Origin of the sequence: Ornithinimicrobium cavernae (assembly GCF_003121625.1) — a bacterium.
Classification (GTDB): Bacteria; Actinomycetota; Actinomycetes; order Actinomycetales; family Dermatophilaceae; genus Ornithinicoccus; species Ornithinicoccus cavernae.
This window is the reverse complement of sequence record NZ_QDDJ01000003.1, coordinates 271,721-292,384: the sequence shown is the minus strand read 5'-3', so window position 1 is coordinate 292,384 and position 20,664 is coordinate 271,721. Positions and strand designations below refer to the sequence as shown.

Sequence of the window (20,664 nt, the reverse complement as noted above, 5' to 3'; positions counted from 1 at the left end):
GCGGGTGCGGTCTGGCGGACAATGGCCAGACCGCACCCTTCCCGAGGAGGCAACCATGGCACTGCAGATCACTGCCGCCAGGCCGGACCCCGCCATCCTCGACCTGCCCTGGCAGGTGCCGCTGGAGGACTGGCCGGAGCACCACCTGGCCGCTCTGCCGCGAGGCATCTCCCGGCACGTGGTCCGCTTCGTCCGGCTCTCCGGCGGTGTCCTCGCCGTGAAGGAGATCAAGGACGAGCTCGCCCGGCGCGAGTACCAGACGCTGCAGCTGCTGCGCCGGATCGACCAGCCCGCCGTCGAGCCGCTGGCGGTGATCGCCGGACGCACCGATGCCGAGGGCAACGAGCTGGACGCGTGCCTGGTCACGCGGCACCTGAAGTTCTCCCTGCCCTACCGCGCGATCTTCAGCCAGAAGCTGCGCCCCGACACCGCGCGCAGGGTGCTCGACGCCCTCGCCGTCCTGCTCGTCCGGCTGCACCTCGGAGGGGTCTACTGGGGTGACGTCTCCCTGTCGAACACCCTGTTCCGGCGGGATGCCGGCGAGTTCGCGGCCTACCTCGTCGATGCGGAGACCGCCGAGATCCACAACCAGCTCAGCGACGGCCAGCGTGCCCACGACCTGCACATCGCGCACGGCAATATCGCCGGTGAGCTGATGGACCTGGCCGCCGGTGAGCTGCTGGCCGAGGACGCCGACGCCCTGGAGATCGCCGACCGGCTGATGCACCGCTACGAGCTGCTGTGGCGCGAGCTCACCGCCACGGAGCGGTTCGAGCGGGGCGACCGGTGGCGGGTGGACGAGCGGATCCGGCGCCTCAACAACCTCGGCTTCGACGTCGGTGAGCTCGCGATGAGCACCGACCTGGACGGCACCCACATCCAGATCGAGCCCAAGATCGTGGACGCGGGTCACCACAGCCGCCGGCTGCTGCGGCTCACCGGCCTCGACGTGGAGGAGAACCAGGCCCGCCGGCTGCTCAACGACCTGGACGCCTACCGGGCCTCCCAGAACCGGCAGAACGACGACGAGGAGCTCGTGGCCCACGACTGGCTCTCCGGCATCTACGAGCCGGTGACCCGCACCGTCCCCCCGGAGCTGCGCAGCAAGCTGGAGCCGGCCGAGCTGTTCCACGAGCTGCTGGAGCACCGCTGGTACCTCTCCGAGCGGGCCGACTACGACGTCCCGCTCGAGGCCGCCGTGCAGGACTACGTCGACACGGTGCTGCCGAGCAAGCCGGACGAGGTGGCGATCCTCGGCGTCGACACCGAGGAGATCCCGATCCGCACCCGCGGCTGACCGGGGTGCGCCCGCGGACGGCGACCCGCCCGGTCAGTTGACGGCGCCCAGCCAGACCGGCCGGGTGCGGGGGTCCTCGTTGAGCCACGCCGCCAGGCGGCGGGGATAGAGCGGGGAGCCGAGGAGGTCGGGCAGGGGCACCCAGCGCACGCCCCGCTGGTCGACGTCGGGGACCATGGCGTCGGGGTCCTGCTCGTCGTCGAGCAGCTCGCACCAGAACCACAGCTCGGTCTGCTGGAACGCGGTGTCCCAGTCGGGGAAGTGCCGGGCGCCGATGTAGTCGCGTCCGCAGGCCAGGTCGCCGACGCGCACGCGGTAGCCGGTCTCCTCCAGCACCTCCCGGGCCACGTTCTCGACCTTGGACTCCCCGAAGTTCTGTCCGCCGCCAGGGGTCAGCCAGTACTCCCCCGTCCTGCCCTGCAGCACGGTGACCAGCAGCCCCGCGTCGGTCACGACGAGGCCGCGGCTGGCTGCGCGGACGAGGGCCACGGGCTCAGCGCTGGCGCTTGCGGGCGATCTCGTAGAGCGTGACAGCGCCGGCGATGCCGGCGTTGAGGGACTCGGTGACCCCCGCCATGGAGATGGACACGATCTGGTCACAGGTCTCGCGGACCAGCCGGGACAGGCCCTTGCCCTCGGACCCGACGACCACCACGAGCGGCAGGTCGGCCAGCTCGAGGTCCGGCAGCTGCACGTCACCGTCGGCATCGAGCCCGATCACGAAGCAGCCCGCCCGGCGGTAGTCCAGGAGGGCGTTGGTCAGGTTCGTGGCCTGCGCCACCCGGACGCGGGCGGCCGCACCCGCCGAGGTCTTCCACGCGGCGGCGGTCATCCCGGCAGAGCGGCGGGACGGCACGACGACCCCGTGACCGCCGAAGGCACCGACGGAGCGGATGATCGCCCCGAGGTTGCGGGGGTCGGTGATGCCGTCGAGGGCCACGATCAGCGGCGTGCCGGGCAGCTCCGCGGACAGCAGGTCCTCGGGGTGCGCGTAGTCGTAGGGCGGGACCTGCATCACCAGGCCCTGGTGCACCGCTCCGTCGGTCAGCCGGTCCAGCTCGGGCTTGGCCGCCTCCAGGATCGACACACCCTGCTCGGTGGCCAGCTTGATCGCCTCCCGCACCCGGTCGTCGGACTCCATCCGGGAGCTGACGTAGAGGGCGGTGGCCGGCACGTACGTGCGTAGCGCCTCCAGGACCGAGTTGCGGCCGAGGACGAGCTCGGTGCTCGCCCTGGCCCCGGCGCGCTGCTGCGGCCGGCGCGCTGACGTCGTGGCGCCCTGCCGCGCCCGCCGTGCGGCCGGGTGACCGGTCCGCTCGGTGGCCTTGGGCGTGGGCCCGCGTCCCTCCAGGCCCTTGCGGCGCTGACCGCCGCTGCCGACCTGCGGGCCCTTCTTGGTCGTCTTGCGCACGGCACCCTTGCGCTGGGAGTTTCCTGCCATCCTGATCTACCTCGATCCTGTCGGTCGGCTCAGCGACCAGCGGGCGCCGCCGGGGGTGTCCTCGATCGCCACGCCTGCGGCCGTGAGCTGGTCACGGATCGCGTCGGCGGTCGCGAAGTCGCGCTCCGCCCGGGCGGCGGCCCTGGCCGCCAGCCGCTCCTGCACCAGCGCGTCGAGGACGGTCTCGGCCGCGCCGGCCTCGTCCCCGCCGCCCCAGCCGGGGTCCAGTGGGTTGATGCCCAGGACGTCGGTCATCGACACGACCTCCAGGAGGGTATGCCGCACGGTCGCCCGGTCGGCGGCCCCCGGCTGCTCGAGGGCGCGGTTGCCCTCGCGGACGGTGCCGAACAGGGCGGCGAGCGCCTCGGGGACGTTGACGTCGTCGTCCAGGGCCGCGGCGAAGCCGCTGGGCACGTCCACCCTGCCGGCCTCGGCCAGGAGCGCCTCGACGGGCTCACCGACCACCTCGAGGGCCCGCTGCACGTAGCCCTCGATGCGCTCGACCGCGGCGCGCGCCTCGTCCAGGGAGTGGTCGCCGTACTCGATCGTCGAGCGGTAGTGCGCCGCCCCGAGGTAGTAGCGCAGGACGAGGGGGCGCACGTGCCTGGTCAGCTCGGCCACGGTGAGGGTGTTGCCCAGGGACTTGCTCATCTTCTCGCCGCTGAGGGTGACCCAGGCGTTGTGCAGCCAGAAGCGGGCGAAGCCCAGGCCGGCCGCGCGCGACTGGGCCTGCTCGTTCTCGTGGTGGGGGAAGCGGAGATCGACACCGCCGCCGTGGATGTCGAAGGCGTCGCCGAGGTACTTGCGGGCCATGGCCGAGCACTCCAGGTGCCACCCCGGGCGCCCACGGCCGTACGGCGTCGGCCAGCTGGCCGTGGGCGGCTCACCGGGCTTCACGCCCTTCCAGAGCGCGAAGTCCCGCGGGTCTCGCTTGCCGCGCGGGTCGGCGTCCGCGGCTGGCTCCATGTCCTCGATCCGCTGGTGGGTCAGCTCGCCGTAGTCGGCCCAGGACCGGACGTCGAAGTAGACGTCGCCGCTGCCGTCCTCGGCCGGGTAGGCGTGGCCTCGCTCGATGAGGGCATCGATCAGCTCCACCATCTCGGTGATGTGCCCGGTGGCCCTGGGCTCGTAGGTCGGCGGCAGGACGCCGAGGGTCTCCAGGGCCCGCGTCGTCTCGCGCTCGTGGTGGTAGCTCCAGGCCCACCAGGGCCGGTCGTGCTCGGCCGACTTCGTGAGGATCTTGTCGTCGATGTCGGTGACGTTGCGGACCAGAGTGACCTCCAGCCCGTGCCCCCGGACCAGCCAGCGGCGCAGGATGTCGAAGGCCACCGCGAAGCGGATGTGGCCGATGTGCGGCGCGCCCTGGGTCGTGAGACCACAGATGTAGATGCCGACCCGCCCGGGCTCGAGGGGCTGGAAGTCCCGCAGGGCGCGGGTGGCGGTGTCGTACAGGCGCAGGCTCACCCGCCCAAGGCTACCTGCGGGCAGCGCCCGCCTCCGCCACGTTCCCGCGCCGGGGCGCTCACTCGCTGACGGCGGTGGCCGCGAACCGCTCGAGCAGGTTCGGCCACTCGGTGAAGCGGCCCCGGTGCGACTGGTTGTCCGGGCCCCAGCCACCGTGGGTCAGGGTGACGAGGGTGCCACCCTCGGACGGCTCGAAGTCGACCTCGAGGACCGTCGGGTGGTCCCGCGGCAGCGTCAGGTGGAAGGTCATCGCGAACCGCTCGCCGATGCTCCACTCCTGCACCTCGCCGATCGGGTAGTCCTCGCCGTCGTGGTGGAGGGCCACCACGCCGCCCTCCACCTCCTCGACATCGGCTCCCTCGTAGGTCCCCGGGTCGGGCGTCAACCGGGGGTCCCACCAGTCACCGAGGCGCTCGGTGAACACCTCGAAGGCATGGACCGGATCGACGTCGACCCGGCGGGTGCAGACGATCGGGCCTGCCTCGACGTCCTGCTGCTCGACACCCATCGCGCTCATCGGCTCTCCTCACTGAGGGCGGACGACACCAGTGTGCTCCAGTCGACGCCGGTCGCGCTAGGGCTGCAGCGCGCCGGTCAGCCGTCTCTCAGTGGCCGCGGTCGATCCACTCCTGGCGGTTCGGGGCCTCGGCCCCGATCGTGGTCGTGTCGCCGTGCCCGGTGTGCACGACCGTGTCGAGCGGCAGCGTGAGCAGCTTGCCGGTGATCGACTCGATGATCGTGTCGAAGCTGCTGAACGAGCGGCCCGTCGCCCCCGGGCCACCCTGGAAGAGGGTGTCGCCGCTGAACACGGCGCCCAGGGCGGGCGCGTGGAAGCAGCAGGCCCCCGGGGAGTGGCCCGGCGTGTGCAGCACGTGCAGCACCGTGCCGGCCACCTCGATGGTGTCGCCGTCGGCGAGCTCCTCGTCCGGCGCCTGGTCGTGCACCCGGTCCCACAGCATCCGGTCCTCCGGGTGCAGGTGCGTCGGTGCACCGGTGGCCTCGGACAGCGCCACCGCAGCATCGATGTGGTCATCGTGCGCGTGGGTCAGCAGGATCGCCGTGACGGTCCGGCCGCCCACGACGGCCAGGATCGCGTCCACGTCGTGCGGGGCGTCGATCACGACGCACTCGTGGTCGTCACCGACGACCCACACGTTGTTGTCGACCTCCCACGTGCCACCGTCCAGGCTGAAGGTGCCCGAGGTCACCGCGTGGTCGATGCGGGGCAGTCCGGCGCCGTTCACAGCTGCACCACCGAACGCAGCACCTCGCCGCGCTCCATCTTGCTGAAGGCGTGCTCCACCCCGTCCAGCGGGATCGTCTCGGTCACGAAGGCATCCAGGTCAAAGCGTCCCTGGCGGTAGAGGTCGATCAGCATCGGGAAGTCGCGCGAGGGCAGGCAGTCGCCGTACCAGCTCGACTTCAGCGAGCCGCCGCGCCCGAAGACGTCCAGCAGGGGCAGCTCGATCATCATGTCGGGGGTCGGGACGCCCACGAGGACGACCGTGCCGGCCAGGTCCCTGGCGTAGAAGGCCTGCTTGTAGGTCTCCGGCCGACCGACCGCGTCCACGACCAGGTCGGCGCCGAAGCCTCCGGTCAGCTCCTGGATCGCCACGACGGGGTCCCGGTCCGAGCTGTTGACGGTGTGGGTGGCGCCAAAGCCCTTGGCGCCCTCGAGCTTCCGGTCGTCCAGGTCGACCGCGATGATCGTGGTGGCGCCGGCCAGCGCCGCACCGGCGATCGCGGCGTTGCCCACCCCACCGCACCCGATGACGGCGACCGAGTCCCCACGCCGCACGCCGCCGGTGTTCACGGCGGCACCGAAGCCTGCCATGATCCCGCAACCCAGCAGTCCGGCCGCCGCGGCCGAGGCCTCCTTGTCGACCTTGGTGCACTGACCCGCGGCCACCAGGGTCTTCTCGATGAAGGCACCGATCCCCAGGGCCGGCGACAGCTCGGTGCCGTCCGTGAGCGTCATCTTCTGGGTCGCGTTCGCCGTGTTGAAGCAGTACCACGGCTCACCCTTGGCGCAGGCCCGGCACTGGCCGCACACGGCGCGCCAGTTCAGGATGACGAAGTCCCCGGGTGCCACCTCGGTCACGCCCGGACCCACCGCCTCGACCGTGCCGGCGGCCTCGTGCCCGAGCAGGAACGGGAACTCGTCGTTGATGCCACCCTGCCGGTAGTGCAGGTCGGTGTGACAGACACCGCAGGCCTCGACGCGGACCACCGCCTCCCCCGGCCCCGGGTCCGGCACGACGATGTCGACGACCTCGACGTCGGCCCCCTTGCTGCGGGCGATGACTCCCTTGACTGTGCTCGGCACGGTGAACTCCTCGGTGATCGGACGGCTTGCTTCCTGGCCTATGCCTACCAGTCACCAGACCGGGCAGCCAGCACGGGTCAGCGTACGTGACTCCTCCCCGCGTGGCAGCGGTATCGTCGCTGCCGTGCAGGGGGACGGCGGCGAGTCAGTGACCAGCAGTCCGGAGCGGGCCGGAGGCAGCCGCCCGGCCGTGATCGGGGTGGGCAAGAGACTCTGCCCCTGCGGTCGCGAGGTCCCCACGCACGCCCACGGCTTCTGGTGGCGGCTGGGCAACTACGTGATCATCCCGGCCCTCACGCTGGGGCTCTACACCCTGGCGGTCCTCGTCGGGGTGGCGCTCGCTGCAGACCAGCCCGTGGCTGCGCTCGTCATCGGACTGCTACCGGTGCTGTCGCTGGTGGTGACCACGGTCATCCAACTGGCCGGTGGTCACCGCTGGCTGTGCCTCGTGCAGCGCTCGGTCGGCTGGTGGCTGTGGTGGCCCGGCGGGGTCTTCGCCGCCATCGCCCTCAGCTGAGACCCCCGGAAGGTCACTCGGGGAGGCCGCGTCCTGCCGCGCGGTCAGTCGTCGCGGCGCGCGTGGAGACCAGCGCGGTCAGTCGTCGCCGCGCGCGTGGACCAGCGCGGTCGCGATCCCGGCGAGACCCTCGCCGCGACCGGTGAAGCCCAGACCGTCCGTGGTCGCGGCGGTCACCGAGACCGCTGCGCCGTCCAGCGCGGCGGACATCGCAGCCTCCATCTCCGCGCGCCGTGGTCCCACGCGGGGACGGTTCCCGACGAGCTGCACCGCGACGTTGCCGACCTGCCACCCCGCGGCTGACAGCAGGCTCAGCACGTGGCGGAGCAGGTGCTCCCCGGAGGCGCCGGCCAGCTCCGGACGGTCGGTGCCGAAGACTGCTCCGAGGTCACCCAGTCCCCCGGCGGACAGCAGCGCGTTGCAGGCGGCGTGGGCGGCGACGTCCCCGTCCGAGTGCCCCTCGGTGCCACGCTCGCCCGGCCACTCCAGACAGCCGAGCATCAGCACCCGCCCGCTCCCCTCGGCGGCGTAGGCGTGGACATCGACCCCGGTGCCCACACGACAGGGAGGCTGGCTGCTCATGGGCCCCACTGTAGGACGGGCACCCCACGCCGGTCGTGCACCGGTGTGGGACAGACTGGGGCCGTGGAACTCCGTCTCTTCACCGAGCCCCAGCAGGGGGCGACCTATGCCGACCAGCTCCGCGCCGCCCGCACGGCCGAGGCCTGCGGCTACGGCGCCTTCTTCCGCTCCGACCACTACCTGGCCATGGGCGAGCGCGACGGCCTGCCGGGGCCGACCGACGCCTGGGTCACCCTCGCCGGGCTGGCCCGGGAGACCTCGACGATCCGGCTGGGCACGCTGGTCAGCTCGGCGACCTTCCGGCTGCCCGGACCGACCGCCATCGCCGTGGCCCAGGTCGACGCGATGAGCGACGGTCGCGTCGAGTTCGGCCTGGGCGCGGGCTGGTTCGGGGCGGAGCACACGGCCTACGGCATCCCGTTCCCGGAGGTCGGTGAGCGCTTCGACCTGCTGGAGGACTCGCTGGCCGTCATCACGGGTCTGTGGGGCACGCCGGAGGGACAGACGTTCTCGTATGCCGGCAGCACCGTGACCGTGGACGACTCACCTGCCCTCCCCAAGCCGGTGCAGCAGGACCCGGTCTCCGGTGGCCCGCCGGTCATCGTCGGTGGGGCCGGCCGCCGGCGGACGCCCGCGCTGGCGGCGCGGTACGCCGCCGAGTTCAACGTCGCCTTCGTGCCGCTGGAGCAGGCGGCGACGCAGTTCGAGCGGGTCTCCGACGCCTGCGAGAGCGCCGGACGCGAGCCGGCCGACCTGGTCCGCTCCGCGGCGCTGACCGCTGTCGTGGGGCGGGACGAGGCGGGTTTCCGGGCCCGGGCACAGGCCATCGGGCGGGCACCGGAGGAGCTGCGCGAGAACGGCCTGGCCGGGACGCCGGCCGAGGTGGTCGACCGGATCGGCCGGTGGGTGGAGCGGACCGGCATCACCCGGGTCTACCTGCAGGTGCTGGACCTGTCCGACGACGTCGTGGACCACCTGGAGCTGGTCGCCGCGGAGGTCATGCCCCAGGTGGGGTGAGCCGGTCGGCCGCTGTCGAGTCGGTGGCACCCGCCGCCGGGTCGGTGGGCCGCTCGCCGGTGCCGGTGACCTGCTCCTCGAGGCGTCGCACGAGGGCAGCCACGTCCTGGCCCGTCGTGTCCAGGGACAGGCCGGCCTCGGGCCAGGGGGCGTAGTCGGCCGTTCCGACCGCCGACCAGTCCGGCAGCCGGTGACCCTCGATGTCGGCCGAGCGGGTCTCCACCCGCTCGCGGTGCTCGGCGGGGTCGCAGGTCAGCTCGACCTCGACGACCCGTGCCCCGGACTCCGCGGCCACGTCTCGCCAGGCCTGTCGCGTCACCGGCAGGGGGTTGACTGAGTCGGCCACGACGTCGAGCCCGAGGGCGAGCTGGTCGGCGGCGACGGCGTAGGCGGCCGCGTAGCCCTCCGGACCGACCCCGCGGCCGGGTTCGGCGCGGACGAGTGCCTGCTCGATGGTGTCGAGACGCACGTGCACGGCGCCCCGCTGCCGGGCCCAGGCACGCGCCACGGTGGTCTTGCCGGCGCCCGGCAGGCCGCCGAGGACGAGCAGGACCGGCCGGCGGCCGGGACCGATCTCGCCCCGACCAGGTGAGGCGCCAGCCGTGGGCGGGGTCGGGGTGGGCGTGCCACCGGTCTGCTGCATCCAGGCACCGGCGGTGGCCAGGTCCTCCGGGCCGGTGATCTTGAGCGCCCTCGGGTCCCCGTCGACGACCAGGACGGCCGTGCCGAGCGCCTCGACGAGCCCGGCGTCGTCGGTGACGGCCCCACCCCCGTGCCGGTGTGCCCGCTCGAGGGTCTCACGGAGGAACCCCTGGGGAGTCTGGACCGCACGCAGCACGGAGCGGTCCGGGGTGCTGACCACGTGGTCGCGGGTGTCCACGGTCTTGATGGTGTCCGTCACGCGCAGGGCCGGCGTGACCGCCGGGTGGCCGTGCCGGACGGCGGCCACCACCCGGTGGAAGACGCTCGGTGGCGTCAGCGCCCGGGCCGCGTCGTGCACCAGGACGATGCCCACTCCTCCAGGCAGGGCCCCCAGGCCGGCGGCGACGGAGTCGCTGCGCTCGTCGCCGCCGGGCACGACCCGGACGGACACGTCCTGTCCCTGCGCCCCCAGGAGCCGGTCCGCCGAGCCCTCGGCAGAGGCGAGGCGCACGGCCGCGGTGAGCTCCGGCATACGGTCCGGCGGTGCGACGACCGCGACGTCGGTCAGGTCCGGACATGACAACACGCCCCGGAGGGCGTGTGTCACCAGCGGTAGTGCAGCGGGTCCGTGCCCGAGAGGCACGAGAGCCTTGGGCCGGTCGGCTCCGAGGCGGGTGCCCCGGCCGGCGGCCACCAGGATCACGCCGACGCGGTGCTGTGGAGTCAGGAGGCCAGGACCTCGTCCAGAGTGGCCTCGGCCTTGTCCTCGTTGGTCTTCTCGGCGAGCGCGAGCTCGGAGACGAGGATCTGACGGGCCTTGTTGAGCAGACGCTTCTCACCGGTCGACAGCCCGCGGTCCTTGTCGCGACGCCACAGGTCGCGGACCACCTCCGCCACCCGGATCACGTCACCGGAGGCAAGCTTCTCCAGGTTGGCCTTGTAGCGGCGGGACCAGTTGGTCGGCTCCTCGGTGTGCTCGGCGCGCAGCACCTCGAACACCTTGTCCAGTCCCTCCTTGCCGACGACATCGCGGACCCCGACCAGATCGCAGTTGTCTGCGGGAACTTCAATGGTCAGATCACCCTGTGCGACCTTGAGCTTTAGGTAGAGCTTCTCCTCGCCCTTGATGGTGCGCGTCTTCATTTCTTCGATCAGTGCGGCCCCGTGGTGCGGGTACACAACCGTCTCGCCGACCTTGAACGTCATCTTCAGTTAGCCCCTTTCGCGGACCTCAAGGGTACCATGCGTGGCGCAGATCACGTAATGACATGCTTGATATTTGTGCTGGTCAGCGTCTCGGGACGACCGTTCTGGGAGTTTCCTGCACCCTCCGGACACCCTGTCCGCACGGGTCCTCCACGCGCGCGTGGAGGGGCGGCTAGAGTGTCCCTCGTGACCTTCCGGACCGCTGCCCAGAATGCCTCCCGCCCCCGCCGCGCGGCCCTGAGTGGACTCGCGCTCGCGGCCGCGCTCACCCTCAGCGGCTGCCAGATCAGCTCGCCGGTGACGACCGACATGAACTACGACCCGGCGGACGGCGTCTCCGTCGACGCCGGCCAGGTCGCTGTCCGCGACCTGCTCGTGGTCAGCGAGGGCAACGGTGCACCCGGCACCGTCAGCGGGCTGGTGGTGAACAACACCAGCGAGCCCACCGAGGTCACCGTCACCCTCGGCACCGGCGCTGAGGCCGTCGCGCTGCAGCCGACCCTGAGTGTCGCCCCGGGGCAGTCGCTCCGGCTGGACGGCCAGGGCCCGGACGGCAGCGGCACGCCCGTGCAGGTGCCCGCCGTCGAGGTGAGCCCCGGCGGCTCGCTGCAGCTGGTCGTGCAGACCTCCCAGGGTGAGGCGGACAGTGGGCTCGCCCCGGTGCTTCTGCCGGAGGGCCCCTACAGCGACATCGCGGTCACGACCGCCGACGTCCCCTCCTGAGCCGGCTCAGCGGCTGACCTCGGTGACGTCGATCCGCTCGTCGATGTTGAGGTTGTCCTCGTCCCACTGACCGGTCACCAGGTAGACGACGCGCTGGGCGATGGACACGGCGTGGTCGCCGAACCGCTCGTAGTAACGGCTGAGCAGCGTGGCGTCGATCGCGGCCTGCACCCCGCTGTCCCAGCTGCTGTCGAGCAGGACGCGGAAGACGTCACGGTGCAGGTCGTCCATCTCGTCGTCGGTGATCTTCAGCTGGGTCACCGCCTCGACGTCGTTGTCCCTGATGATGCGCGCGGCCTCCATGACGAGGGCGTCGGCGACCTCGGCCATCCGCCGGAAGGTGGCGGTGAGCGCCTCGGGCAGGACCCGGTTGGGGTAGCGGAGCCGGGTCAGCTTCGCGACGTGGCGGGCCAGGTCACCCATCCGCTCCAGGTCGGCGCTCATCCGCATCGCGGTGACGAGGGTGCGCAGGTCCGTGGCGACCGGCTGCTGCCGGGCAAGCGCGTCCACGGCGCGTGTGTCGAGGTCGCGCCGGACGGCGTCGATGTGCTCGTCCGCACTGATCACGGACTCGGCCAGCTCCAGGTCGGCACTCATCAGCGCCGTCGTGGCCTGCTCCAGTGCCGCGGACGTCAGTCCCGCCATCTCGACCAGCTGATCGGAGATGAACTGCAACTCCTCGGTGAATGCGATGCGCATCGGATCCGCTCCCTCTCGTGTGACCCGGACAGTGTCCGTCGGTGACCCTCTCAGTCTCGGGTGAACGGCTGACACACGCCAGGTGAACGGCATCCGACCAGGTGGGCCCGGCCAGCGCGGCAGCGGGTGCCTCGCGTCCCGGGCGGTCCTGACCGGGCCTGCAGCGACCTAGGCTAGCCCTGTGGACGGACTGACGGCGGGAGCCCTGGGCGTGGTGCTGGGACTCGCCCTTGCCGTGATCGCCACGCTCCTGGTCCGCGTCTCCGAGCGCCGGCAGCAGCCCGTGACGCCCGAACCACCGGCCGAGCCGCAGGTGCCCGAGGGTGTCTCCGACGTTCTGGCCGTGCTGCGCGACGGAGCGATCGTGCTCGACGCCGGGGGTAACGTCGTCAAGACCAGTGCCACCGCCGTGGCCTACGGGCTGGTGCGCGGCAACACGCTGACCCACGCCGAGCTCGGGACCCTCGCGGTGCAGGTCCACCGGGACGGCATCATCCGCGAGGCCGAGCTCGAGCTGGCGCGCGGCCCTCTCGGCCAGGGGATCATGGTCGTCGGCGTGCGGGTCGCGCCGATCGGCGGGGACCTGGTCCTGGCGCTGGTGGACGACCGCACCAAGGCGCGTCGGGTCGAGGAGGTCAGGCGCGACTTCGTCGTCAACGTCAGCCACGAGCTCAAGACGCCCGTCGGCGGCCTCGCGCTGCTCGCCGAGGCGGTGGAGGACGCTGCGGACGACCCCGTCGCCGTCCAGCGGTTCGCGGGCCGGATGAAGATCGAGAGCAACCGCCTGACCAGGCTGGTCACCGAGATCGTCGACCTGTCCCGGCTGCAGACCGCCGACCTGTCCGACCCCCTCGTGCCCGTGGACGTGGGCCGGTGCGCCGAGGAGGCCGTCGAGCACACCCGTGTCGTGGCCGGCCAGCGGCGGCTCACCGTGCGGCGCAACGGCTCGCCGGAGGACCTGGAGGTGCGCGGGGACGCCGAGCTCGTCACCACCGCGATCCGCAACCTGGTGACCAACGCGATCAGCTACTCCGACGACGGCAGCCCGATCGCCGTCGTGAGCCGTCGTCGCGGCGACCTGGTGGAGGTGTCGGTGACCGACCAGGGTCAGGGGATCTCACCGGCGGACCAGGAGCGCGTCTTCGAGCGGTTCTACCGCGTCGACGCGGCCCGGTCCCGCGCGACGGGGGGCACGGGTCTGGGGCTGTCCATCGTCAAGCACATCTGCGCCAACCTCGGCGGGGACGTGGTGGTGTGGAGCCAGGTCGGCCAGGGGTCGACGTTCACGATCCGGCTGCCCGCCTCCCGCGGCACCACGGACCTGGCGCTGCCCGCCTCCCGCGGCACCACCGACCTGGCGCTGCCCGCCTCCCCCGCCGACACCCGGGACACACCGACGGAGAATCCGACGGTAACCTCTGGGTCAGCATCCGTTCAGCCCCCCCGCACAACACGTGATCTCGGCAGTGCGCCCGAGTGAGGAGTGAGTCATGACCCGGATCCTGGTGGTGGAGGACGAGGAGTCGTTCTCGGACCCCCTCTCCTACATGCTCCAGAAGGAGGGCTACGACGTCGCGGTCGCCGAGACCGGACCGGACGCGCTCACCGAGTTCGACCGGAACGGCGCCGACCTCGTCCTCCTCGACCTGATGCTCCCGGGCCTCTCCGGGGTCGACGTCTGCCGCTCGCTCCGGGCCAAGTCGTCCGTGCCGGTGATCATGCTCACCGCCAAGGACAGCGAGGTGGACAAGGTGGTGGGCCTGGAGATCGGCGCCGACGACTACGTCACCAAGCCGTACTCCGGCCGCGAGCTGCTGGCCCGCATCAAGGCCGTCCTGCGCCGGCAGTCCGAGCCGGAGGAGCTGTTGCCCTCGACGGTCGAGTCGGGCCCCGTCCGCATGGACGTGGAGCGCCACACCGTCTCGGTGAACGGTGACGCGGTGTCCCTGCCCCTCAAGGAGTTCGAGCTGCTGGAGATGCTGCTGCGCAACGCCGGACGGGTGCTGACCCGCGGCCAGCTCATCGACCGTGTCTGGGGCAGCGACTACGTCGGTGACACCAAGACGCTCGACGTCCACGTCAAGCGGCTGCGCGCCAAGATCGAGCCTGACCCGGGGCAGCCGCAGCACATCGTCACGGTGCGCGGCCTGGGCTACAAGTTCGAGGCGCCGTGAGGGCGGGGACGGACGGGCGCCCGGTCGTCCTCGTGGTGATGGACGGTGTCGGCGTGGGCACCGGGGACGCGTACGACGCGGTGGCCGCGGCGTCGACCCCGCACCTGGACCGTCTGCGGGACACGGGTGCCTATCTGGAGGTCTTCGCTCACGGCACGCACGTCGGCCTGTCCAGCGACGACGACATGGGCAACTCGGAGGTCGGGCACAACACGATGGGCGCCGGCCGGATCTTCCCGCAGGGCGCCAAGCGGGTCGACGACGCGGTCCGCGGTGGAGAGATCTGGGAGGGCGCGTGGCGGGACGCCGTGGCCACGGCGACGGCTGACGGGGCGGCACTGCACCTGATCGGCCTGCTCAGCGACGGCAACGTGCACTCGTCGTGGGACCACCTGATGCTGCTGCTGGACCACGCGAGGACCGATGGCATCACCCGACTGCGGCTGCACACGCTGTTCGACGGCCGTGATGTGGAGGACCGCACGGCGGATCAGTACGTCGCCCGCCTCGAAGATGCCCTGAGCACCCGCACCGAGGGCACCGACCTGGACTGGCGGATCGCCTCGGGAGGTGGCCGCATGGTCACCACGATGGACCGTTACGAGGCCAACTGGGGCGTCGTCGAGGCCGGGTGGCGCGCCCACGTGCAGGGCACCGCCCGGCCGTTCCCCTCGGCCGGCGAGGCCGTCTCCACACTCCGCGCGGAGACCCCGGGGATCAGCGACCAGCTGCTGGAGGCCTTCACCGTCGTCGACGACCGCGGCGAGGCCGTCGGGCCGGTCCACGACGGTGACGCCGTGGTGATCTTCAACTTCCGCGGCGACCGTGCCATCGAGCTGACCCGCGCGTTCGTCGAGGGTGACGGTTTCAGCGGCTTCGACCGGGGCCGGGTGCCTGACGTCTTCTTCGCGGGGATGACCCTGTATGACGGCGACACCAACATGCCGCCGGTCCGCCTGGTGCAGCCACCACACATCGACAACTCGGTGAGCGAGATCATCGCGCGGGCGGGGCTGCCGCAGCTGGCGGCCTCCGAGACCCAGAAGTTCGGCCACATGACCTACTTCTGGAACGGCAACCGGTCGGACCCGTTCGATCCCCGCACCGAGACCTACATCGACATCCCGTCCGACCAGGTCGAGTTCGACAAGGCCCCGAGGATGAAGGCAGCCGAGACCGCGGACTATGTCATCGAGGCACTCGGCAAGGGTGGCTACACCTTCCTGCGCTCCAACCTGGCCGGTGGCGACATGGTCGGGCACACCGGCAACTTCGAGGCCACCATCATCGCCGTCGAGGCGGTCGACGAGGCCGTCGGCCGGATCGCCCAGGCCGTCGAGGCGGCGGGTGGGTGCCTGGTCGTGACCGCTGACCACGGCAACAGCGAGGACATGGTCGAGCGCGACACGCAGGGCAGGCCCCGCACGTCCGAGGACGGCAGCCCGCTGTGGAAGACGGCGCACTCGACCAACCCGGTGCCGCTCTACATCACGGACTACTCGGGTCAGCAGTGGGAGCCCGTGGACGGTGCCCAGGATCCCGGGCTCTCGAACCTGGCCGCCACCCTGCTGGTCCTGCTCGGTCTCGAGGTGCCGCAGGACTACCGTCCCTCCCTGGTGGCACGCGCCTGAAGGACAGGGCGCCAGGAGCGGGAGCTCAGCACTCCCAGGTGTACTCCCGCTCCTGCTCCGTGAGCCAGATGTCGTAGGTACCGCTGTCGGAGACGAACCGTGCATAACCGTCGCTGTAGACAGTCAGCGTGCCGATGTCGTCACCGGGTCCGGGCCGCTCGACGGTGCTCACGTGCACCCCCGTGCCACTGCCGTACCTGATGACGTCGAGCTCCTCGTCCTCCAGCAGCGGATAGTAGGTCTCCCGCCCCAGTCGCAGCACCTCGTTGCCGCAGGCACCGTAGTACTCCACGTCGTGGTGGACCGCGAACGCCTCAGGCTCCTCCCCACCCCCACCTGACGAGTGGGCGCCCGGGACCGGCTGGTCCTGACCCGGTGGCTCCGTCGCGCACGCCGCGACCGTGACGGTCAACGCGAGCACGAGCATGGCGCGTCCCAGCCATGGGCTGCGCGAGGGCTCCGCGCCCGGTGGGTCTCCGGGAACCGGCCCGTCGGAGCACCTGGTGTCGTCCATGCCCCTACGATGCGCCGGCATCGTCCTCGGTTCCCTCGAGGAGGTGCCGGAACGCCTCCAGGTTGGCGGTCGACTCCCCGCGCGACACCCGCCAGCGCCACTCGGCCCGCATCGAGGTGAGGAAGCCGAGGACCAGCAGCTCGTTGAACGGCTCGTCGCAGGCCGTGAGCACCGTCCCGAGCAGCTGGTCGAGGCCGGCCCGGTCGATCGCGATGACCGGCAGCCGTCCGGTGAGGTAGACGTCGCCGGTTCCGTCGATCGCGTAGGCCAGCCCGGGCAGGCGCAGGTTGCGCCGCAGCAGGTGACGGTAGAACTTCTCGTGGTTCTCGTCGGGGCGTCGGATGACGAACGCCTGCACCGACAGGCTGTCTCCTCCCACCACGAGGGAGCAGACCGTCCGCAGCTTGCGCTCCCCCGGCAGGGTGACGACGAACTCGCCCTCCCGGGCACCGTCCTCGTGGTCGACCTCCAGCTCCTCGAGCACCGACCGGAGCCGGGCCACCGCGGCGTCGTCGGTCCTCACGGCGACACCATGCTCGGGACGTGGTCGGGGACCAGGTAGGCACCGTCGGTCCAGAGGCGCTCGCGGTCTGCCCTCGCGCGGCGGTAGACCTCGTCGAGCAGGTCCACCGTGCGGTCCCAGCCGAAGCCCTTGGCGTGCCGCACCCCCGCCTCGCCCAGAGCCGCCCGCCGTGTGTCGTCGGCCAACAAGTCACCGATCGCGTCGGCCCACCGGGCCGGGTCGTGACCCTCGAGCAGCACGCCACCGTCGCCGACCGCCACCGGCAGACCCCCGACCGCGGCGGCGACCACCGGCGTGCCGGACGCCAGCGACTCGATGGCCACCAGCCCGAAGGACTCGTTGTAGCTGGGCACCGTGACCAGGTCGGCGGCGCGGTACCAGTCGGCGAGCGCGGTCCGTGAGACCGGTGGCACGAACCGGACCAGGTCGGACAGCCCCAGCTGCGCGGTGAGCTCCTGCAGTGCCTCCGGCCGGGCCAGGCCGGTGCCGGAGGGACCGCCCAGGACCCCGACGACCAGCCGGTCCCGCAGCGAGGGGTCGCGTCGCACGAGCTCGGCCGCGGCGCGGACCAGCAGGTCCGGCGCCTTCAGTGGCTGGATGCGACCGACGAACAGCACGACCTGGGCGTCCTCGGGCAGCCCGACCGCGCGGCGCGCCGCGGCCCGGTCGCCGGGGGTGAACACGTCCAGGTCGACGCCGGGGGGCACGACGTGCACCTTGTCCGGGTCGGCGTCGTAGAGGCGGACCAGCTGGCCCGCCTCCTCGTCGGTGTTGGCGACGAGCACGCTCGCGGCCTCCACCACCTGCGTCTCCCCGATCTCCCGCCCCGGAGGCTCCGCGCTGTCGCCCTCGGCGAGCTGCGCGTTCTTCACCCGCGCCATCGTGTGCATGGTGTGCACGAGCGGCACGTTCCAGCGGTCGGCCGTGAGCCAGCCCACCTGCCCGGAGAGCCAGTAGTGCGAGTGGACCACGTCATACCAGTGCTCGGGCCGGCCGGCCGCGGTGCGCATCACACCGGCCGCGAAGGCACACAGCTGGCCGGGGAGGTCGTCCTTGCCCAGCCCCTCGTAGGGGCCGGCCGGGACGTGGTGGACCAGGATGCCCGGGCCCATCCGGACCGTCTCGGGCAGGGACCCGTCGGTGGCCCGGGTGAAGATCTCCACCTCGGTGCCGCGCGCGGCGAGCCGGCGGGCGGTCTCCACGACGTAGACGTTGAGGCCGCCCGCGTCGCCGGTGCCGGGAGGGTCGAGCGGGGAGGTGTGGACACTGAGCATCGCCACACGTCGGACCCGGTCGGTCTCACTCACGACAACGTCTCTCCTCACAGGTGCTTGAGGATTCAGTCTTGCACGACCCCTATCGTGGAGCCGTGACCGGTGCAGCGAGACGTTCCCGACCGGTCGGCACCGTCACCCGCGGCACCACCAACCCCAACCGGCTGCGCCGGGTGGACCGCTGGGTCGTGCACACCCACCGGCGGTTGCTGCGCAGCGCCGAGGACCCGGTCGTCGTCGACCTCGGCTACGGCGCCCATCCGGTGACCACCGTCGAGTTGCACGCCCGACTGGGCGCGGTACGACCGGACGTGCGCGTCGTCGGGCTGGAGATCGACCAGGAGCGCGTCACCGCAGCCGCACCGCACGCCGCGCCTCCCCGGCTCACCTTCGCCCGGGGCGGCTTCGAGGTGCCCGTGCCCGGCGGCGGCTCCCCCCTCCTGATCCGGGCGTTCAACGTCCTGCGGCAGTATGACGAGGCGCAGGTCTGGCCGGCCTGGTCCCGGTTGGTCGGTCGGCTGGCACCGGGAGGCGCCCTGGTGGAGGGCACCTGCAACGAGCTGGGCAGGCTCGGGTCCTGGATCGACGTCCGGCGCGGGGCGGAGGGACACCCCGAGCCGCGGTCCCTGACCCTCTCCTGGCGGCTGCGTGACCTCGAGCAGCCGTCGGTCGTGGCCGAGCGCCTGCCGAAGGCCCTGATCCACCGCAACGTCCCGGGTGAGCGGGTCCACGCCCTGCTGACCGACCTCGACACGGCCTGGGCACGCGCCGCCGGCCACGCGGCATACGGTGCGCGCCAGCGTTTCCTGGCCGCGGTGACCGACCTGCGGTCGCAGGGGTGGCCGGTGCTGGGCAGCCGGCACCGCTGGCGGCTCGGTGAGCTCGAGATCGCCTGGGGGGCAGTGGCCCCCGCGGACCCGGCCGTCAGTCAGTCGCGGCGGTAGTCGTCCTGGACGCGGGTGATGTCGGCCTCGTCGAAGTCGCCGAAGGCGAGCTCGAGGACCCGCGCCGGCCGGTCGCCGGTGTTGCCCATGCGGTGCAGGCTGCCGACCGGGACCCACACGAGCTCGCCGGGCTGCGCCGACCAGGTCCGGTCGCCGACGGTGACCTCGATGGGGAGGTCCAGCACCTGCCACATCTCGTTGCGCTCGGCGTGGTGCTGCAGCGACAACCGCTGGCCGGGGGCGATGGTGACCGTCTTGACGGTGACCCGCTCGTTCGTCGCGAACTGCTGGAACCGCCCCCACGGCCGCTCAACGGTGAAGACGTCCTGGGTGCGGTCGTGGTAGGCCGTCGGCGACGGCTCGGTGGTCTGTCCCCGGGCCGCCTCCGCGAGCTCCTCCGGCGTCGCGACGTGCTGGGTCATGGTCATGCGGTCGGTCATCAGCGTGCTCTCCCCGAGTCTCGTTGCCTGCGCGTCGGCCATGGGCGTGAGGAACTCCCCCACGAGGTCACGGACGCGGGATCGATGCTCCCACATGATGCCGCCGGGCGGCAGCACCTGCAGAGTCGCCGACGGTAGCACCTCGGCGAGCTCGCGGGCGACGGCCTCGGGGTGTGCCGCGTCGCCCTCCTGGGCCAGGACCAGCACCGGCACTGTGACCTGCCGGAGCAGCTCCCGGTCGGGCACCGGGCTGCGGTGCGGGAGGGTGCGCAGCGCCCGCGCGACGCCCGAACCGATGAGACGTCCGGCCTGCTCCCGCGCCCACTGCTGCGCCCCCGGGTCGGCGCGGACCGCCTCGGGCTCATCGGCGAGCAGGTGCCGGGCGACGGCGTCCGGGTCGCCCGCCTCCACGAGGTCCGCACGGACGGCGAACCGTTCCATCGCGGCGTCCTCGCGGGGTCGGTCGATCGCGGCCGGCAGGACCAGGACGACCCGGTCGAACCGGTGCGGGTCGCGCGCGAGCCCGGCGCACAGTGCCCCCGCGCCCATGCTGATACCCAGCGCCTGGGTGGCCCCCACGTGGTCGGCGACGGCCCAGAGCTCGGCCGCCAGATCGGCATACTCCCAGGGTCCGTCGGGGCTCACCGAGGCGCCATGGCCACGGAAGTGCAGGAACGTGCGCGTGCCGGGCACCTTCCCCGCATAGGGGCGGGTCGTCGGGATGGAGCCGGCGAGGCCGTGCGCGAGGACGGTGTGCGGCTCGCCGCGTCCCGCCGTGAGGATCTCGAGAGGCCCGTCGGGCCCGTCCACCAGGGAGGTATGCGGTGGGGTCACCACGGACCGTAGGGGCCGCGGGAGGAGCCGCCGCTGCGGCGGCCGCGGATCTGGGCCACGGCCGGGCGCACGTCCGTGAGGTAGACCGCCGCGGCCACGATCGCGATCAGGTTGAACATGCCGAACGGCTGGTAGAGGTGGACCAGGCCGACAGCGGCGGCGATGCCGGTGATCGCCATCCAGAACGGCTTGGTGCGCTTGCCCGCGGCCACGAAGGCATCAGCGCGCGTGAGCAGTGCGTCGATGAACGCCCAGACCTGGATGCCGAGCGCCAGCGCACCCAGGGCGAGCCCGACCCACAGCTGGACCTCGAAGAACGTCGGCATAGGCCCAGCCTACGGCGCGCGGGTGCGGTGACGGGTCATCCGGCGCGGGGCCGGCTGGTTGAACCCACACTCGTCGGGACCCACGAAGGA

Annotated in this window: 23 protein-coding genes; 8 read left to right on the top strand and 15 right to left on the bottom strand. The window is 72.2% G+C overall.

Annotation, left to right across the window (positions count from 1 at the left end):
- The first annotated feature begins 55 nt into the window (after positions 1-55).
- Positions 56-1,297, top strand: coding sequence for a DUF4032 domain-containing protein (locus DA085_RS04700; RefSeq protein ID WP_109471764.1), 1,242 nt, complete (start codon positions 56-58; stop codon positions 1,295-1,297).
- Positions 1,298-1,330: 33 nt separating this feature from the next.
- Here the strand turns inward: DA085_RS04700 and DA085_RS04695 are convergent, their stop codons facing one another.
- The 6 genes from DA085_RS04695 to DA085_RS04670 form a co-directional block, all read right to left on the bottom strand.
- Positions 1,331-1,786, bottom strand: coding sequence for an NUDIX domain-containing protein (locus DA085_RS04695; protein WP_109471763.1), 456 nt, complete (start codon positions 1,784-1,786; stop codon positions 1,331-1,333).
- Positions 1,787-1,790: 4 nt separating this feature from the next.
- On the bottom strand, positions 1,791-2,738 hold the full coding sequence (rlmB, locus tag DA085_RS04690) for a 23S rRNA (guanosine(2251)-2'-O)-methyltransferase RlmB (protein WP_109471762.1): 948 nt from the start codon (positions 2,736-2,738) through the stop codon (positions 1,791-1,793).
- Between the two features lie 6 nt (positions 2,739-2,744).
- Positions 2,745-4,202 (bottom strand): cysteine--tRNA ligase, encoded by a 1,458-nt coding sequence (gene cysS / locus DA085_RS04685; protein ID WP_109471761.1) that lies wholly within the window; start codon positions 4,200-4,202, stop codon positions 2,745-2,747.
- 58 nt (positions 4,203-4,260) lie between these two features.
- Entirely contained in the window at positions 4,261-4,719 is a 459-nt protein-coding gene (locus DA085_RS04680; RefSeq protein ID WP_109471760.1) for an SRPBCC domain-containing protein, read from the bottom strand.
- Positions 4,720-4,807: 88 nt separating this feature from the next.
- Positions 4,808-5,446, bottom strand: coding sequence for an MBL fold metallo-hydrolase (locus DA085_RS04675; RefSeq protein WP_237565312.1), 639 nt, complete (start codon positions 5,444-5,446; stop codon positions 4,808-4,810).
- Positions 5,443-6,528, bottom strand: a complete 1,086-nt coding sequence (locus DA085_RS04670; protein WP_109471759.1) for an S-(hydroxymethyl)mycothiol dehydrogenase — start codon at positions 6,526-6,528, stop codon at positions 5,443-5,445. Before DA085_RS04670 ends, DA085_RS04675 begins: the two co-directional genes overlap by 4 nt.
- A 124-nt stretch (positions 6,529-6,652) precedes the next feature.
- Between DA085_RS04670 and DA085_RS04665 the strand changes: the two genes are divergently transcribed.
- Positions 6,653-7,045, top strand: a complete 393-nt coding sequence (locus tag DA085_RS04665) for a hypothetical protein (protein ID WP_109471758.1) — start codon at positions 6,653-6,655, stop codon at positions 7,043-7,045.
- Between the two features lie 78 nt (positions 7,046-7,123).
- On the opposite strand, the gene ispF is transcribed toward DA085_RS04665, so the two are convergent.
- The gene (ispF, locus tag DA085_RS04660; RefSeq protein ID WP_109471757.1) at positions 7,124-7,627 is read right to left on the bottom strand and encodes a 2-C-methyl-D-erythritol 2,4-cyclodiphosphate synthase; all 504 of its coding nucleotides are present in this window, start codon (positions 7,625-7,627) and stop codon (positions 7,124-7,126) included.
- Positions 7,628-7,690: 63 nt separating this feature from the next.
- Between ispF and DA085_RS04655 the strand changes: the two genes are divergently transcribed.
- The gene (locus DA085_RS04655) at positions 7,691-8,644 is read left to right on the top strand and encodes an LLM class F420-dependent oxidoreductase (protein ID WP_109471756.1); all 954 of its coding nucleotides are present in this window, start codon (positions 7,691-7,693) and stop codon (positions 8,642-8,644) included.
- Here the strand turns inward: DA085_RS04655 and ispD are convergent.
- A complete protein-coding gene (gene ispD, locus DA085_RS21920; protein WP_337189762.1) occupies positions 8,625-9,980 on the bottom strand; it encodes a 2-C-methyl-D-erythritol 4-phosphate cytidylyltransferase in 1,356 nt (451 codons plus the stop codon). The genes DA085_RS04655 and ispD overlap by 20 nt on opposite strands.
- Positions 9,981-10,009: 29 nt before the next feature.
- Complete coding sequence (locus DA085_RS04645) at positions 10,010-10,492, bottom strand: CarD family transcriptional regulator (RefSeq protein WP_109471754.1); 483 nt, start codon at positions 10,490-10,492, stop codon at positions 10,010-10,012.
- 186 nt (positions 10,493-10,678) lie between these two features.
- Here DA085_RS04645 and DA085_RS04640 point away from each other — a divergent pair, with 186 nt between their 5' ends.
- Positions 10,679-11,215, top strand: coding sequence for a hypothetical protein (locus tag DA085_RS04640; RefSeq protein WP_154402099.1), 537 nt, complete (start codon positions 10,679-10,681; stop codon positions 11,213-11,215).
- A gap of 6 nt (positions 11,216-11,221) precedes the next feature.
- Here DA085_RS04640 and phoU read toward each other — a convergent pair whose 3' ends face one another.
- Positions 11,222-11,914, bottom strand: a complete 693-nt coding sequence (phoU, locus tag DA085_RS04635; protein WP_109471752.1) for a phosphate signaling complex protein PhoU — start codon at positions 11,912-11,914, stop codon at positions 11,222-11,224.
- A 181-nt stretch (positions 11,915-12,095) separates the two neighbouring features.
- Between phoU and DA085_RS04630 the strand changes: the two genes are divergently transcribed.
- Genes DA085_RS04630 through gpmI form a run of 3 tightly spaced genes read left to right on the top strand, consistent with a single transcriptional unit; the run spans position 12,096 to position 15,719 of the window.
- Positions 12,096-13,394: a sensor histidine kinase gene (locus DA085_RS04630; protein ID WP_109471751.1), complete on the top strand. Its 1,299-nt coding sequence runs from the start codon at positions 12,096-12,098 to the stop codon at positions 13,392-13,394.
- Positions 13,395-13,404: 10 nt separating this feature from the next.
- Positions 13,405-14,088 carry a response regulator transcription factor gene (locus tag DA085_RS04625; RefSeq protein ID WP_109471750.1) on the top strand — a complete coding sequence of 228 codons (684 nt, stop codon included), beginning with the start codon at positions 13,405-13,407 and terminating at the stop codon, positions 14,086-14,088.
- Positions 14,085-15,719 carry a 2,3-bisphosphoglycerate-independent phosphoglycerate mutase gene (gene gpmI / locus DA085_RS04620; RefSeq protein ID WP_202619099.1) on the top strand — a complete coding sequence of 545 codons (1,635 nt, stop codon included), beginning with the start codon at positions 14,085-14,087 and terminating at the stop codon, positions 15,717-15,719. Before DA085_RS04625 ends, gpmI begins: the two co-directional genes overlap by 4 nt.
- A 25-nt stretch (positions 15,720-15,744) precedes the next feature.
- Here the strand turns inward: gpmI and DA085_RS04615 are convergent, their stop codons facing one another.
- From DA085_RS04615 to mshA, 3 genes are read right to left on the bottom strand one after another with little or no spacing between them, the layout of a single operon-like run.
- On the bottom strand, positions 15,745-16,233 hold the full coding sequence (locus DA085_RS04615) for a hypothetical protein (protein ID WP_154402098.1): 489 nt from the start codon (positions 16,231-16,233) through the stop codon (positions 15,745-15,747).
- Between the two features lie 4 nt (positions 16,234-16,237).
- Entirely contained in the window at positions 16,238-16,756 is a 519-nt protein-coding gene (locus DA085_RS04610; RefSeq protein ID WP_109471748.1) for a YbjN domain-containing protein, read from the bottom strand.
- Positions 16,753-18,030 carry a D-inositol-3-phosphate glycosyltransferase gene (gene mshA / locus DA085_RS04605; protein WP_109471837.1) on the bottom strand — a complete coding sequence of 426 codons (1,278 nt, stop codon included), beginning with the start codon at positions 18,028-18,030 and terminating at the stop codon, positions 16,753-16,755. Before mshA ends, DA085_RS04610 begins: the two co-directional genes overlap by 4 nt.
- A 95-nt stretch (positions 18,031-18,125) precedes the next feature.
- Between mshA and DA085_RS04600 the strand changes: the two genes are divergently transcribed.
- Entirely contained in the window at positions 18,126-18,974 is an 849-nt protein-coding gene (locus DA085_RS04600; protein ID WP_109471747.1) for an SAM-dependent methyltransferase, read from the top strand.
- Here the strand turns inward: DA085_RS04600 and DA085_RS21505 are convergent.
- Positions 18,959-20,248 (bottom strand): alpha/beta fold hydrolase, encoded by a 1,290-nt coding sequence (locus DA085_RS21505; RefSeq protein WP_237565311.1) that lies wholly within the window; start codon positions 20,246-20,248, stop codon positions 18,959-18,961. The genes DA085_RS04600 and DA085_RS21505 overlap by 16 nt on opposite strands.
- Positions 20,245-20,574: a DUF2516 family protein gene (locus DA085_RS04585; protein WP_109471746.1), complete on the bottom strand. Its 330-nt coding sequence runs from the start codon at positions 20,572-20,574 to the stop codon at positions 20,245-20,247. The genes DA085_RS21505 and DA085_RS04585 overlap by 4 nt, the downstream gene beginning before the upstream one ends.
- Between the last annotated feature and the right edge of the window lie 90 nt (positions 20,575-20,664).